The organism is Synechococcus sp. H55.7 (assembly GCF_047462395.1).
Taxonomy (GTDB): domain Bacteria; phylum Cyanobacteriota; class Cyanobacteriia; order Thermostichales; family Thermostichaceae; genus Thermostichus.
Genome location: NZ_JANSJD010000010.1, coordinates 44,651 through 57,531, shown reverse-complemented (window position 1 = coordinate 57,531; position 12,881 = coordinate 44,651). Strand labels below are relative to the sequence as shown.

Sequence of the window (12,881 nt, the reverse complement as noted above, 5' to 3'; positions counted from 1 at the left end):
CCGACGTTTAGTTCTCCAACTGCGTAATCGTTAAATGATCTAGGGGAAGAAGGGGAGAAGCGAGAACTTATCTCTTTCAATAAAAGTAAAGAGTCAAACTGGGGCAGCTATGAGCGAAGCAGTGCAGCACTATCTTGAGCGTCTGGAGTCGCAAATACAGGAGCTGAAAGCTGCCATCGAGCGGATGCCGGAGCAGGTGGCAGCTGCTCTTCTGGCAAAGCAGGAGGCTAAAAAAAATGTCCCCGCCCCCTCCCGCTATAGCGTTCTGATCTCAGACTTGGTGGAAGATGGCAGCCACAACTTCCTGTTGGATGATGAACCCACCGTGGTAAGCAGCCGCAGCATGGGACACGAGCTTGCCCCAGAAGCCCAAGTCCAGCGACTGAGTGCCCAATTAACCGCTGCCTACAACCGCATCGCCGCCCTAGAGGAGCAGCTCTTGGCTCAGCGCCTGCAGCACTAAACCAACACAAACTAAGACGTGAAAACTTTGCCAGGGCTTCAGCGAGAGGCGACAGAGGGCTTGCCTTTGCGCTGTACATCCTGCATCTGAAAGCCGTGCTTGCGCAGCTCCTGATCCAGCAGCAGCTCGTTTTCCACGTGATCCACAAACAGCACACCATTGAGGTGATCGATTTCGTGCTGGATCACCCGCGCCAGCAAATCGTCAGCTCGAATGGTGCGGGGCCGACCGGTTTCATCTTTAAACGAAACCACGATCCCTTCTGGGCGCATCACCTCGCAAAATACCCCCGGAATGCTCAGGCAGCCCTCCTGCCCGGCAACTGCTTCGCCAATATACTCGCGGATCTCCGGGTTGATCAGCACCAGCGGCGGCACCTCCGGCTTGTCGGGATGGGGATCCACCACAATCATGCGCTTGGGAATGCCCACCTGCGGAGCCGCCAGACCGATCCCATCCGAGCTGTACATGGTCTGCAGCATGTCGCGAGCAAGCTGGCGGATCTCATCGTTGACCTGGCTGACACGCTTGGCCGGCTGCCGCAGCACCTTGTCGCCCATGCGATAGATGCGCAGGGGCGGATGCTTGAGCTTCACTTTGGGGACAGAAAGAGTGGCCACCATCCGGCAGGTCTCTCAGAATAAACAACAGCAGACGTCCAGTCCAGACTTCCATTTTACATTCGGTTCATGCCGTGCCGAGGCGATTCGTCTGCCGCTCAGCCCCCCTCTCCCTCTGGGAGAGGGGCTGGGGGTGAGGGTAGCGGCGCGGAGCGCTTGGGCTCGGCAGTGTGTCAGGTCGAAAGACTGGCTCAGGCTCGTTTGCAATGACTACAACTCAGAGCTGCCGTCCCCAGCCTCTGGGGATCCCTGGCGGTCAATGGCTTGCTTGAAGCCCAAGGCCACCAAAATGTTGGAGAGGGTGAGAAAAGCCTCTGCCCCCCCATGCAAGGGATCCACGTTGGCCAGAGAAGTGCCGTAGTGAACCTGAGCGTACAGCCCTGCCGGGATGCTGATGGCCACAAAAAGGAGCAGCAGCCAAAACCCAGTCAGGGCCAGCCGCGGGATCCGGCGCAGCCGCGACAGGAAGAACAAAAAGACCAAGTAAGGAAACAAGGAGAGGGCAAACAAACTGTTCATCGCTCAGTCGGGCTCCCCCTCCCGTGAAGGTGCATCTGCTGCCTCAGCCCGCCAAATGTGGTAAGCAGCCCAGGCCAGCGTACAGTTGCCGATTAAAGTAAAACTGGCCTGGGCAGTTACCACCCAGTCCAAATTGGGGTCGTTGTCAAACCAGTGCCAGGTGATCGCGCACATCGCCCCCAGCAAAGCGGGCAGCATTGCCCAGCTCAAACTTCGCCACTCGGGCCGGCCCACCCGCCCCCCAAATTGCCACACAAGCACAATGGCAGCGCTCCACTCCAAGACACTGGCGATGTGAATCCACCAAGTGGGAAGCGAAAGGGCGTGCATCAGGCGCTGAGGGAATGACGCAGCAGTTGGCGGTAAGTGGCTTCCTGCAACAGCATTTGCTTGTGCAGTTTAACCAAGATGTCTTTGGCCTGCTCGTGGCTCATCCGAGAAACCAAGGTCTCGAAAGCCCGCTGGCGAAATTGCTGCTCCAAGGAGAGATCTAGCGTTTCGTCCATCATTATCACCTCAGGGTGCTCAGGTTTAGGGATCTGCAGAGGGTTGCAACAGCGCAGATCCGGCCAGGTAGTGCAAGCAATCTAATACACATCTTAACAAATTGCAACAACATGGCAAGGTGTGGGATCCCGGCGGTGCCTGAGTTTGGCTGAGGCGAGGGCAGAGGAATTCAACCCGGTGGCAGGGAGAGTACAGGCCTGTAAAGTTTGACAAAGGTAGATTTTGGACCAGGAAGCGGGAGGATTTTCCGGCAGGGATCCCTTTACATCCTTTCATGTTGTGCGATTCGGTAAGTCTCCATGATAGAAGTGAATTACCCTGGAGCCTGGTTGCCCCTCTTGCTGATTGGTGCCTTACTTTGCTTGAATTGCTATGACCATTTTTGTGGGAAACCTGAACTATAAAGCCTCAACAGAAGAACTAGCAGCTTTCTTCCAGCAGAGGTGGAACGTTAAGTCGGTTACAATCCCGATAGATCGGGAAACGGGTCAGACAAGAGGCTTCGCGTTTGTGGATCTGGCAACCGAGGCCGAGGAAGATGAAGCCATCGAGAGTGCTAACGGGCAGGAGTTCATGGGCCGGCCCTTGCGTTTGGATCGAGCCAGACCCCGCCGACAAGCTTGAGCCAAGATTCCTAGCTCTGGATCTGGGAGGCCAGGCAAGCAAAGGACTCGGCTCCGCTAACGCGAACGGCAAGGTTGATCCCAACAGATGAGAGGGCTTCAAAGACTCCAAGAGTATCCAAGATGGTGAGGCTGCTACATCTTGCGGACGTTCATCTGGGCAGCAGCCTTGCCCATGGTCACATCAACCCGGCCACCGGATTGAACACCCGTTTAGAAGATTTTGTGACTTCTTTGCGCCTGTGCATTGACCATGCGCTCAACCAAGCGGTGGATCTGGTGTTGTTCGGGGGTGATGCTTTTCCCGATGCAACACCACCCCCCCTCCACCAAGAGCTTTTTGCCCAACAATTTCGCCGCTTGGCCGATGCCGGGATCCCGACCGTCCTGTTGGTGGGCAACCACGACCAGTATGGGCAAGGGCAAGAGGGCAACAGCCTGGCCATCTACCGCGCTTTGGGGGTTGCAGGCTTTATCGTGGGAGACAGGCTGCAAACTCATCGGATCGCAACTCGCAGCGGCCCGGTGCAGGTGACGACTTTACCTTGGCTGAACCGCTCCGCTCTGCTCACGCAACAAGAGAGCTTGGGACTGGATGGGGAAATCCTCGCCCATCAGCTCCTGCAGCGTCTTCATCTGGCCCTAGAGGGGGAGGTCCGCACCCTGCAGCCGGGGATCCCGGCGATTTTGCTGGCTCACGTCATGGTAGAGACGGCCCGCTACGGAGCAGAACGGCATCTTTCGGTGGGTAAAGGATTTACGGTACCCCTCTCGCTGCTGGCGCGGCCTGCCTACCAATACGTTGCCCTAGGGCATGTGCACCGCCATCAGGTGCTGTGTCGGGATCCCTTGGTGATCTATCCCGGCAGTATTGAGCGGGTGGACTTTGGCGAGGAAAAAGAGGAAAAAGGTTGTGTGCTGGTCGAAGTCACCCCCACAGGTGCGAGCTACGAATTTTTGCCCTTGCCCACCCGCACCTTTCACACCATCCGCCTGGATCTGAGCGCCGATCCGCCCCAGCAGGTGCAGGCCAAACTGCTGGCCGCCATCGCCAAGGCGCCGGTGGCCGGCTCTATCCTGCGGTTGATCTACCGCCTACGCCCCGACCAGCTCGACTGCGTCGATGAGCGGGCTTTGCACAATGCTCTCGCCCCTGCCTTTAGCTATACCATCACTCCGGAAGTGATCGGCCCCGGCCGCATCCGTCTGCCGGGCTTGGATCCCAGCCGACTTGAGCCCCTGACGGCTCTGGAGCAGTATCTGGCCGACCGCAGCGATCTGGCCCCTTTGCACAACGAGTTGCTGGCCGCCGCCCGTCAGCTGCTGGCAGAAGCCGCGGATCCCTCACAGGACTGGGATCCCAATTGGGAGGAGCCTGCCCCGGCGCAAGAGGAGCAGTTGCCGTTGTTTTGAGGTGTTCCCTCTGTAAGGGCTCGCCGAGGCTGAAGATCCCAAGTCTCAGGTGATCTAAATCACTTCCAGATGGCAAGAAGCGACACAAACTGGGGATCGGGTTGAAGACGTTGGCAACGACGGCATCAGCTCACTCACAGGGAACTGCTCAGACTGGCAGACCTCACACTGCCAGTCTTTTTTTGGGTTTTGAGTTGAGGGGCTGTGCAGCTGCAGCGGGCTCGGTACGGTTCTCCCGTTGGACTTTTCTGGTTATTCCCAACAATAGGGTTTCCCCGCAAGGCCGACTGCACAGACTGTTTCTCTAGACCCAATTTTATTTTTATTGATAAAGCTAGTGCCTAGGTGCGGGATCCGCCGGTTACGGTATACTGCACGGGATGCAGCCCTTTTGCCGGCCAATCGCTGCAATGCCATCGGGATCCCTAACCAAAACTTTTTGCGATAGCCGGCAGATCCCGGCAGAGGGTTGCTATCCCTTGTATCTCAGTCTTTCGAGTAGCCTATGACTGCAACTTTTGTTCACACACCTTTGGCGCAAACCCTGCTGCCTCGCCCTTCCCGCGTTCGAGACTTGCTGCTGGTGGTGGGAGGCAGCTTATTTGTAGCGGCCCTGGCTCAGGTGCGGATCCCTTTGCCTTTCACGCCGGTACCGATTACCGGACAAACCTTTGGCGTGATGCTGGTGGGAGCAGGCTTTGGTGCCAGGCTGGGCTTTCTCGCCTTGCTGCTGTATCTGCTGGAGGGGCTTTTGGGATTGCCCTTCTTCAGCGGCGGCGGAGCTGGGCTCAAACACCTAGCCGGAGCGACGGGGGGCTACCTGCTAGCTTTTCCCCTGGCTGCTGGGCTGATGGGCTGGTTTGTGGAGCGCTGGGGGGTGGATCGCGACCCTTGGAAGATGGCGGCGGCTATGCTCTCCTGCTCGGCTTTGATCTACGTCCTGGGAGCCACCTGGCTGGGGGTATGGCTGAACGAGAATGTCGGCCCCACCTCTCTCTTGGCAGTGCTCAACAAAGGGGTCTTCCCTTTTATACCAGGAGACCTGGTGAAGTGCGGGCTGGCAGCAGCCCTGCTGCCCACCACCTGGCGCTGGGTTGGACGAGAAAGGCCGCCGGCAGACTCCTAACCCCCTAGCAGCAACTCAAAGCTCGCCCCAGCAGAACCGGAGGGTCTTGAGGTTAGCTTCACGCCAGAAAATCTAAAAAAAAGATAACGGCTGCGCGGATCTGACCTTTTTTCTGAGATTCTAAGAACTGTGCTCAATGCGGTGTTCAATACAGCTTGTTTATGGAGCCCTTCCTTATAGTGCTCTAGAGTTTTATAGGTCGCGACTAGGCCCCCTTGTGGGGCTTTTTACTTCTCGAGAGGTACCTTCTTCTCCAGCCACTGGGCCACTTGGTCTGCCAGATCAACTCCTTCCAATTGAGAGATCTCTCGAAGCATCGTCGGGCTGGTCACGTTCACTTCCGTTAGTCGTTCTCCGATAACATCGATCCCAACAAAATAGAGCTTCTCCTGCCTTAGCACCGGTGCCAAAGACCCGCAGAGAGCCCGTTCTTTTTCGGTAATCTTGGTTTTTTCTACCCGACCGCCGGCGGCCACATTGCCGCGAAAATCTCCCTCCCCAGGGATGCGATTGACGGCACCCAAAGGTTCTCCCTCTAGCAACAAGATGCGCTTATCTCCCATCGCTGCTGCTGGCAAATACTCTTGCACCATCACGGGTAGCTGGCCAAATTGAGTGCTCAGCTCGAGCAAAGAATTGAGGTTCAGATCCCCGGCACTGACCCGCAGGATCCCTTCCCCACCCTTGCCACCCAAGGGCTTGAGCACCGCCTGCCCCATCTCCTCGACGAATTGGCGCAGCAGGTGTTTGCTGCTGCTGACGCAGGTACGCGGGATCCACTCTTGGAATTGCAGGGCGTAGAGCTTTTCGTTGGCCGAGCGGATCCCAGCAGGATGATTGAGTACCAGCGTGCGGCTGGGGGAGAGGCGATCCAAAAGGTAAGTGGCATAGAGATAGGCCGTATCCACCGGCGGATCCTTGCGCATCCACACCGCCTGCATTTGGCTCAAGGGCAACAGCCGCCGTTCTTTGACCTCGTACCAGGGATCTGCTGCCGGATCCAAGGCAATTTCCTCAACGGCGGCCCAGGTTTCCCCTTGATCCCAGTAGAGATCGGCCAGTCCCAAGCAAAAGATGCGGTGTCCCCGTCTCTGCAGCGCCTCCATCAGAGCAACGCTGGTGTCATGGCCCACCTGCAACTGGGGCAACGGATCGACAATGAAAGCTACCTGCATGGAAGGTGGGGTTCACTAACGAAACGCTGCCCCGAGTATGCAACAAATCGGAGCCGATTGTTCCTTACCCGCAACCCAGCAGGACTGGCTTTATTAACATCCTCTTAACCTCGGCAAGCGGCGCAAACGTTAGCTTGATAGGTGGAATCCTTAGTTAGCCCTCAGTCCTCGGCTAGGTTGACCGAGTTTCTGTCCCAGCTTGTGAGGAACAACCCATCCGTGAGTGCTCCCCCTTCTCAACCCTCCGAGCCGGTTCGCATCGAAACCACGAGGGACTTGCTGGCAGCCCTGCGAGAAGGGCGCTCCCTGCTGGGTGCCAACCTCGAAGGCGCCTACCTTTCGCGGGGCCTGTTCGACCGCATCCAGATGCCCAAGGCCAACTTGACGCGGGCCAACCTGCGCTCGCTCAGCATGCAGCAGGCGGATCTGCGGCTGTGCAACTTCCGCCGTGCCGAGCTGGAGCGGGCCAATTTTGCCGCCTCCGATCTGCGGGGATCCAGCTTCAGTCAAGCCCTGGGAGACTACAGCAACTTCACCGCTGCCAAGCTGGACAAAAGCAGCTTTCAGGGGGGGCGCTTCAGCCATTCCATCTTTCGCGAGGCCAGCTTGGTGGCTGCCAACCTGGCGGGAGGAAACTTTTTTGCCGCCGACTTTTGCCAAGCCAACCTCTTTCGCTGCAACCTCTCCCAGGCCGTCCTGGCCAGTTGTCAGTTGCAACATGCCAACTTTGACCAAGCCCTCCTGGTGGGGGCCAACCTGCAAGAAGCTCAACTTGAAGGGGCCAGCTTTGTCGGCGCCGACTTCACCGACGCCAAGCTCTCGGACGAAATGCGCAAACTCTTAATCGAGCGGGCCAGCGGCACCAACGAGCTGACCCAACGGGACACCCTCAACACGCTGCTGGCAGGTTTACAGCCCAAGTCGCGTAAGCTATTCGGTTTGCTGTGAGGGCTGGATCCGGCAAGCACAAGGGGGTCGAAAGCTCAAAAGCGGTTGAGGTCGATCCCGGCCTCGCGGGCCATGGCCCCTACTCCCTTAGCCTTGAGGGTCTTCAGGGCTCTGGTGGAAAGGCGCAAACGCACAAACCGCTTACCTTCTTCCCACCAGATGCGCTTCCACTGCAAGTTGACTTCCTGCAGGCGCTTAGTGCGCCGGTGGGAGTGGGAGATGGCAAAAGCGTTGTTGCGCTTCTTGTTGGTGAGTTGGCAGCGACGTGCCATGGGAGCAGAGTAAACTCAGCTCTGTTATCGTAAAGCATCTTTTTGCTGGGCAGCAAGCTGCAGTTGAGTTTGCAACTGGGCTAGCTCTGCTTTCAGGCGATCAAAGGTTTGTTGGCAGTGGTTAACGCTTCTCAGGGGCAGCTCTTCATTTTTGGCGATACAGGTTACCTGTACAGAGCCGTCGGCGGCTTGACGGGTGCGATCCACAAACACTTCCACGGTTACCAGCTTGGTGTAGGGATTCTTTCCGGGAGGCTCACCGGCTACCCAGTAATCAGAGCTGTTGTGGAGGACATTGAGTTGGCAGCGCTCCAAGATGGCGCGAATCGACTCGCCTAGCTGCTCGGCTGAGCCCACAAGCTGGGTAACGCAAGAGTATCGAGCCATAGGAGAAGCAAGTCACCACGGTTATCCTACCATCAAGTTTTCGGCTCCTGCAGCCAAAGGCGGGCGAGCAAAATTGCGCTCAAGAGTACTCTGTACCGGCTCGGCCAACCCTGCTGCGAGGAAGTGAATTGCGTTAAAACATGAAGAACGCTGCCTGGCTTTTTCCCCAGGAGAGTTGCCATGTCTAGGGTCTCCTGTTTAGCCCGTTCTCTCTTGCTGCTGGGATCCCTTGCTCTGGGTTGGATAGGCCTGTCTTCTGCCCAAGCGCAGCCCTTTCAAGCGGGCGATCTGGATGGGGATGGTCGTTTGACAGTGCAGGATCTCAACCTGTTGGGGGCCTATTTGCGGGGAGAACGGGAGTTGACCGACGACCCGATCCGGGCTGCCGATGTCGATCAGGATGGGCGGATTACAGAAGCCGATTGGCAGGTGTTGCAGCAGCGCATTCAGGCGGCCACAGATGCACCCACCGGACAGGTGCAGTTGGATTCTGCCTACTCTGGCCAGGTGGTGGATCGCCTGACAGGCCAGCCTTTGGCCGGGGTGGAGGTGGCCATTCCAGGGGCAGGGATCGCGGTGCGCACCGATGCTCAGGGGCGGTTTCGCCTGCCGGGGCCGCTGCCGGCAGAAGAAATTTTGGTGGCGCGGCTGGAGAACTATCTGCCCTATTCCCAGAGCACAGGCAACAGACAGACGGGGGGGGATCGGCCCTGGCAGTTGCAGTTGGAGCGCTGGGATCCCAACACGACTTTGGTGCTGGAGGCCAATGTCATCCGCCTGGGCGATAACCAATATTCTCCAGAGTCGGCGGCTGCCGGCCAATTTCTCGGCCCTGCCCAAGAGGTGGAGATGACCCGCTCCTTCACTTTGGAACGCCTGCCGCCTCGCCCACCGGTTTTGCGGATTGGATCCCTGATTGGGTTGGATACTGCCGCTGCCTATCGGGCCGGCCAGTCCCGCATCCCCGGCGCCAATATGTCTCCCATGCGAGTGCTTTTAAACGGGGTGGAGGTGGAGCAAATCCACTTGGGGGGAGACGACCTGCGCATCCCTCTGCCGCTAGAGCATCTGCGCCTGGGGCTGAATACTGTTACCTTGCGCACTGGCAAAACGGTGATCCAGCCTGGCAGGATCGCCGGCGAACCCCGGATCAGTATCCCTCTTTTTGGTGGATCCCTGGATATCTTTGTGCCACTGGGGACTGACACAATCGGCCAGTACGGTGGGGCTTGGGTGGACTATGACGATGTGCAGTTGGCCAACGTAACCATTGAGATCCCCAACTGACCCTGCTCCCTTCATGTTCCCGCCGCTCCAGATTGGGCAAGCCACGGGGCTGGTCGGCGAAAAGGAGCGCCTTCTGTCTGCCCTCAATACTGGAGTTGCCCACTTGTCCGGCCAGCAATGGGAAGCTCCCTCTTCCAACAGCAGACATACTGCAGTCGTTGAATTGCTGCTCCTCAATGCCTCCGTGAGTGCTGGGCATCCCGCTCTTCAAGAAGGATCTCTGAGGTGAGCGCAATCCAATCTCGGCAACCATCAGACCCATTCACCCAAACCGAGGAGAGCTGACTATGAGCATGGGTAGGACTTCTACCTTCTCCCTAACCTGGCTGTGGGCGGGATCCCTGGCTTTGGGGGTGACAGCCTTAGTAACCCGCCAGGTCGTCTGGGGTCTCTTGCCTGTGGCTGCGGCTTACCCGGCCATCCGCCGCCGCGAAGAACAGCTTTGCCAAGTGTTGGGGCAGAGCTGGCAGCAGCAGGAACAGATGGCGACCCAACTGGGGGCGATACAGGCGCGCATCGACGCTCTCGAAGCTCGGCCTACGTCACATTTATCGGTGCGGCAGCAACTGGCTCCCACCACGCAGGCCATTCAACAGATCCAGCGGCGGCTCAAAGCTGTAGAACTGCGGCTCAATGCTCTGCCCCAGGCGACTCCTCAGGAACTGGAGTCGATGCGGGCGCAATTGCAACGTCTGCAGCAGCAGGTGGAGTCCCAGCCAGCCCTCCCTTCCCCTCGTAAAGCTCTGGGGGTGTTTATTGACGGCGCTAACCTGCACGCCAGCGCCCAGCAATCGGGATCCCCTCTCGACTACCCCGGACTGTTGAGCTGGCTGGGCCAGGGCCGAACCGAGATGGAGGTGCATTTCTACAGCGGCACAGATCCGCACAACCTCGGCCAGCGCCGTTTTCTGGCAGAGCTGAGAAAGTTGGGCTACCGAGTGGTTACCAAGCCGGTCGTCACCCGTGCCGACGGCAGCCGCAAGGCCAATCTGGATGGGGAGCTGATCGTGGATTTAATGACCCTGTATTCCCGCTACGAGACGGTGCTGCTGCTGAGCGGTGATGGGGATTTCGCGCCAGCCCTCCGGCACATCCGCAGCCAAGGCTGCCGGCTGGAGGTAGCCGCCTACCGGCCCAGCACACACCCGGAGCTGATTCGCCTGGCGGATCGCTTTGTCGATCTCTGTGCCTGGCAAGGGACAGGGATCCCGGTGCCCCTACCGGCAAAACAGACGGCGGCCAGCGGCTGAACCCCTGCGGTTCCGGCCAGTTGCCCCCATAATCAAATCAACAACCAACAGCAGACCATTCCTGACCCATCCCCTCAACTTCCAACCTCGATGGAGAGATACCCATGTCCACCCAGTTGACGCCGCGGTTTGCCGAGGCCATGCGCTACGCCCACCGCTGGCACGCTGCTCAAACCCGCAAGGGAACAGGGATCCCCTACCTCAGCCACCTGCTGGCGGTGGCGTCCATCGCCCTGGAGCACGGCGCCGACGAAGATGAGGCCATTGCCGCCCTGCTCCACGACAGCCTGGAGGATGGCCCCCGCTACAGCGGCGAGCCGCGGGCCCAGATCGAACGGGAGTTGCGGGAGCACTTTGGAGAACGGGTGCTGCAGATCATCCTGGGATGCACAGACACCGACAGCGATAGCTCCCTGGGCGAGCCCAAAGAAAACTGGAAAGAGCGCAAAGTGGCCTATCTCAAGCACTTGGAAAGCGCAGATGCCTCGGTCTTGCTGGTGGCCGCCGCCGACAAGCTGCACAACGTCCGCTGCATCCTGCGAGACTTTCGCCAACTGGGGGATCAGCTCTGGGAGCGCTTCTCCGGCGGCAAAGAGGGATCCCTGTGGTACTACCGGTCGCTGGCGGAGATCCTGGGGCGACGGCTGCCTTCTAGGCTGGCGGCGGAGCTCCAAGAGCTGGTGGCCGAGTTGCAACGGGCAGCCGGGTCAGAGCCGGCAACAGCTTGACAGAGACGACCAGGGCTGAAGAAAATGCTGGGGGCAGCCTTCTTTTTCGCACTCTTCAGGTCACCTGTCTATGGTTCTCGCTGTTGGCACCATTGCTCCAGGGTTCAACACCACTGACACCCACGGCAACCAAGTTTCTCTGGCCGATTTTACCGGGAAAACCGTTGTCCTCTACTTTTACCCCAAAGACGACACCCCCGGCTGCACCAAAGAGGCCTGCGGGTTCCGCGACACCTACGCCGATTACCAGAGCAAAGACGTGGTGGTGTTGGGGGTGAGCATGGACGACCAGGCCTCTCACCAAAAGTTTGCCGAAAAGTACAACTTGCCCTTCCCTCTACTGGTCGATACCAGTGGGGTGATCGCCCGCGCCTACGATGTGGATGGGGGCGGTTACGCCAAGCGGGTGACCTACGTCATCGACGGCGAGGGCAAAATTGCCAAGGTCTATCAGAACATCAACACCGAAACCCATGCCCGCGATATCTTGGCGGACTTGGGCCTGTGAAATCTTTTCGGTTCTTCTCTGAGAGCCCGGCCCTTGCGCATGAACGACGACATTCCGGTTGCGCGTCGCCAGTCCACTTCGGTGGAAAAAGCGCAAGGTCCGGCGGCTACCTTGAGGTTGCGCCTGAGCTTGGGGCTGGTAGTGGTTGGGTTGGTGCTCTTGGCGGGTTGGGGGATAGATCAGTTACCCGGATCCCGGCAAGCAGCAGATCCCCCAGTTCTGGAAGAAGCCAGTCAGCCCCCTCTGGCGCAGCCAACTGAGCAGAATGGACGGGTCTCGCTGCTGGGGCACTATGCCTATGCCGAGGCCCCCGCAGATAGCCTACGGGTGGTGGGCAGCTACCACGGTCGAGAGGTGCGCCTGCGCCAGGCGGCTGCCGAGAGCTACCTGCGCATGAGCGCAGCAGCCCAAGCCGACGGGATCCGCCTCGTCCCTATCTCTGGGTTTCGCTCGATAGCGGAGCAGGAGTTTTTGTTTTTTCAACTGGCCCAATCGCGGGCTTTGCGACCGGAAGAACGGGCGGCGCTCAGCGCTCCCCCCGGCTACAGCGAGCATCACACGGGCTATGCCATCGACATTGGCGATGCCCGGTTTCCCCAATGGGACACGCAAGAAGCCTTTGAGACCACCCCTGCCTTCCGCTGGCTGGAGAAGAATGCCGCTCGTTTTGGCTTTGAGCTGTCCTTTCCCCGCGGCAACCCACAGGGGGTGAGTTACGAACCCTGGCACTGGCGCTTTGTGGGCGACCGCCACAGCCTGGAGACCTTCTACAAGCGCTAACAACTCCCCTCTCCCTCCGGGAGAGGGGACGGGGGTGAGGGCTGACTTCCTTCGGGAGAGGGGACGGGGGTGAGGGCCCAAAAAGCGGATGACGCGATTCGAACGCGCGACCGTCTCGTTGGCAACGAGAAGCTCTACCACTGAGCTACATCCGCATCAGGAAGTTTATGATGGCAAGTTTTGCGGTCGTTTGTCAAGCCAGGGATCCCCGGCGCATTTTGTTCCAGAATGAGAGGAGTTCATCTTTCTTTGCAGTTGCGTCAGCCCTTGGCGGG

Annotated in this window: 17 protein-coding genes and 1 tRNA gene; 10 read left to right on the top strand and 8 right to left on the bottom strand. The window is 58.8% G+C overall.

Annotation, left to right across the window (positions count from 1 at the left end; translation table 11 throughout):
- Positions 1-109 precede the first annotated feature (109 nt).
- The gene (locus NW851_RS06595) at positions 110-463 is read left to right on the top strand and encodes a hypothetical protein (RefSeq protein ID WP_414335844.1); all 354 of its coding nucleotides are present in this window, start codon (positions 110-112) and stop codon (positions 461-463) included.
- A gap of 38 nt (positions 464-501) precedes the next feature.
- Here the strand turns inward: NW851_RS06595 and def are convergent, their stop codons facing one another.
- The 4 genes from def to NW851_RS06575 form a co-directional block, all read right to left on the bottom strand.
- The gene (gene def, locus NW851_RS06590; protein WP_414335842.1) at positions 502-1,086 is read right to left on the bottom strand and encodes a peptide deformylase; all 585 of its coding nucleotides are present in this window, start codon (positions 1,084-1,086) and stop codon (positions 502-504) included.
- Positions 1,087-1,293: 207 nt separating this feature from the next.
- Positions 1,294-1,602 (bottom strand): DUF3593 domain-containing protein, encoded by a 309-nt coding sequence (locus NW851_RS06585; protein WP_414335030.1) that lies wholly within the window; start codon positions 1,600-1,602, stop codon positions 1,294-1,296.
- Positions 1,603-1,605: 3 nt separating this feature from the next.
- Positions 1,606-1,932: a DUF2499 domain-containing protein gene (locus NW851_RS06580; protein ID WP_414335029.1), complete on the bottom strand. Its 327-nt coding sequence runs from the start codon at positions 1,930-1,932 to the stop codon at positions 1,606-1,608.
- Positions 1,932-2,111 (bottom strand): NblA/ycf18 family protein, encoded by a 180-nt coding sequence (locus NW851_RS06575; RefSeq protein ID WP_414335028.1) that lies wholly within the window; start codon positions 2,109-2,111, stop codon positions 1,932-1,934. The genes NW851_RS06580 and NW851_RS06575 overlap by 1 nt, the downstream gene beginning before the upstream one ends.
- A gap of 370 nt (positions 2,112-2,481) precedes the next feature.
- Here NW851_RS06575 and NW851_RS06570 point away from each other — a divergent pair, with 370 nt between their 5' ends.
- From NW851_RS06570 to NW851_RS06560, 3 genes are all read left to right on the top strand, one after another.
- Positions 2,482-2,733, top strand: a complete 252-nt coding sequence (locus NW851_RS06570) for an RNA recognition motif domain-containing protein (protein WP_414335027.1) — start codon at positions 2,482-2,484, stop codon at positions 2,731-2,733.
- A 122-nt stretch (positions 2,734-2,855) separates the two neighbouring features.
- A complete protein-coding gene (sbcD, locus tag NW851_RS06565; protein WP_414337347.1) occupies positions 2,856-4,145 on the top strand; it encodes an exonuclease subunit SbcD in 1,290 nt (429 codons plus the stop codon).
- Positions 4,146-4,650: 505 nt separating this feature from the next.
- On the top strand, positions 4,651-5,271 hold the full coding sequence (locus NW851_RS06560) for a biotin transporter BioY (RefSeq protein ID WP_414335025.1): 621 nt from the start codon (positions 4,651-4,653) through the stop codon (positions 5,269-5,271).
- 227 nt (positions 5,272-5,498) lie between these two features.
- On the opposite strand, the gene gshB is transcribed toward NW851_RS06560, so the two are convergent.
- A complete protein-coding gene (gshB, locus tag NW851_RS06555; RefSeq protein ID WP_414335023.1) occupies positions 5,499-6,446 on the bottom strand; it encodes a glutathione synthase in 948 nt (315 codons plus the stop codon).
- A gap of 219 nt (positions 6,447-6,665) precedes the next feature.
- Here gshB and NW851_RS06550 point away from each other — a divergent pair, with 219 nt between their 5' ends.
- Complete coding sequence (locus NW851_RS06550) at positions 6,666-7,394, top strand: pentapeptide repeat-containing protein (RefSeq protein ID WP_414335022.1); 729 nt, start codon at positions 6,666-6,668, stop codon at positions 7,392-7,394.
- Positions 7,395-7,429: 35 nt separating this feature from the next.
- Here NW851_RS06550 and rpmB read toward each other — a convergent pair whose 3' ends face one another.
- Positions 7,430-7,666, bottom strand: coding sequence for a 50S ribosomal protein L28 (gene rpmB, locus NW851_RS06545; protein ID WP_414335021.1), 237 nt, complete (start codon positions 7,664-7,666; stop codon positions 7,430-7,432).
- 24 nt (positions 7,667-7,690) lie between these two features.
- Entirely contained in the window at positions 7,691-8,053 is a 363-nt protein-coding gene (locus NW851_RS06540; protein ID WP_414335020.1) for a hypothetical protein, read from the bottom strand.
- Between the two features lie 180 nt (positions 8,054-8,233).
- Here NW851_RS06540 and NW851_RS06535 point away from each other — a divergent pair, with 180 nt between their 5' ends.
- From NW851_RS06535 to NW851_RS06515, 5 genes are all read left to right on the top strand, one after another.
- Entirely contained in the window at positions 8,234-9,340 is a 1,107-nt protein-coding gene (locus tag NW851_RS06535) for a dockerin type I domain-containing protein (RefSeq protein WP_414337346.1), read from the top strand.
- A gap of 287 nt (positions 9,341-9,627) precedes the next feature.
- A complete protein-coding gene (locus NW851_RS06530) occupies positions 9,628-10,590 on the top strand; it encodes an NYN domain-containing protein (protein WP_414337345.1) in 963 nt (320 codons plus the stop codon).
- A gap of 104 nt (positions 10,591-10,694) precedes the next feature.
- Positions 10,695-11,318 carry an HD domain-containing protein gene (locus NW851_RS06525; RefSeq protein WP_414335016.1) on the top strand — a complete coding sequence of 208 codons (624 nt, stop codon included), beginning with the start codon at positions 10,695-10,697 and terminating at the stop codon, positions 11,316-11,318.
- A gap of 70 nt (positions 11,319-11,388) precedes the next feature.
- Positions 11,389-11,826: a peroxiredoxin gene (locus NW851_RS06520; protein WP_414335015.1), complete on the top strand. Its 438-nt coding sequence runs from the start codon at positions 11,389-11,391 to the stop codon at positions 11,824-11,826.
- Positions 11,827-11,865: 39 nt separating this feature from the next.
- Positions 11,866-12,606: a D-alanyl-D-alanine carboxypeptidase family protein gene (locus NW851_RS06515; RefSeq protein WP_414337344.1), complete on the top strand. Its 741-nt coding sequence runs from the start codon at positions 11,866-11,868 to the stop codon at positions 12,604-12,606.
- An 83-nt stretch (positions 12,607-12,689) separates the two neighbouring features.
- Here NW851_RS06515 and NW851_RS06510 read toward each other — a convergent pair.
- A tRNA-Gly gene (locus NW851_RS06510) sits at positions 12,690-12,761 on the bottom strand.
- Positions 12,762-12,881 lie beyond the last annotated feature (120 nt).

Bases quoted from the DNA above. Each gene is read 5' to 3' on its own strand.
- NW851_RS06575 (WP_414335028.1), bottom strand. From the start codon at position 2,111: ATGATGGACGAAACGCTAGATCTCTCCTTGGAGCAGCAATTTCGCCAG.
- NW851_RS06525 (WP_414335016.1), top strand. From the start codon at position 10,695: ATGTCCACCCAGTTGACGCCGCGGTTTGCCGAGGCCATGCGCTACGCC.
- NW851_RS06520 (WP_414335015.1), top strand. From the start codon at position 11,389: ATGGTTCTCGCTGTTGGCACCATTGCTCCAGGGTTCAACACCACTGAC.
- NW851_RS06585 (WP_414335030.1), bottom strand. From the start codon at position 1,602: ATGAACAGTTTGTTTGCCCTCTCCTTGTTTCCTTACTTGGTCTTTTTG.
- NW851_RS06535 (WP_414337346.1), top strand. From the start codon at position 8,234: ATGTCTAGGGTCTCCTGTTTAGCCCGTTCTCTCTTGCTGCTGGGATCC.
- NW851_RS06595 (WP_414335844.1), top strand. From the start codon at position 110: ATGAGCGAAGCAGTGCAGCACTATCTTGAGCGTCTGGAGTCGCAAATA.
- NW851_RS06515 (WP_414337344.1), top strand. From the start codon at position 11,866: ATGAACGACGACATTCCGGTTGCGCGTCGCCAGTCCACTTCGGTGGAA.
- NW851_RS06560 (WP_414335025.1), top strand. From the start codon at position 4,651: ATGACTGCAACTTTTGTTCACACACCTTTGGCGCAAACCCTGCTGCCT.
- NW851_RS06540 (WP_414335020.1), bottom strand. From the start codon at position 8,053: ATGGCTCGATACTCTTGCGTTACCCAGCTTGTGGGCTCAGCCGAGCAG.
- def (WP_414335842.1), bottom strand. From the start codon at position 1,086: ATGGTGGCCACTCTTTCTGTCCCCAAAGTGAAGCTCAAGCATCCGCCC.
- sbcD (WP_414337347.1), top strand. From the start codon at position 2,856: ATGGTGAGGCTGCTACATCTTGCGGACGTTCATCTGGGCAGCAGCCTT.
- gshB (WP_414335023.1), bottom strand. From the start codon at position 6,446: ATGCAGGTAGCTTTCATTGTCGATCCGTTGCCCCAGTTGCAGGTGGGC.
- rpmB (WP_414335021.1), bottom strand. From the start codon at position 7,666: ATGGCACGTCGCTGCCAACTCACCAACAAGAAGCGCAACAACGCTTTT.
- NW851_RS06570 (WP_414335027.1), top strand. From the start codon at position 2,482: ATGACCATTTTTGTGGGAAACCTGAACTATAAAGCCTCAACAGAAGAA.
- NW851_RS06580 (WP_414335029.1), bottom strand. From the start codon at position 1,932: ATGCACGCCCTTTCGCTTCCCACTTGGTGGATTCACATCGCCAGTGTC.
- NW851_RS06530 (WP_414337345.1), top strand. From the start codon at position 9,628: ATGAGCATGGGTAGGACTTCTACCTTCTCCCTAACCTGGCTGTGGGCG.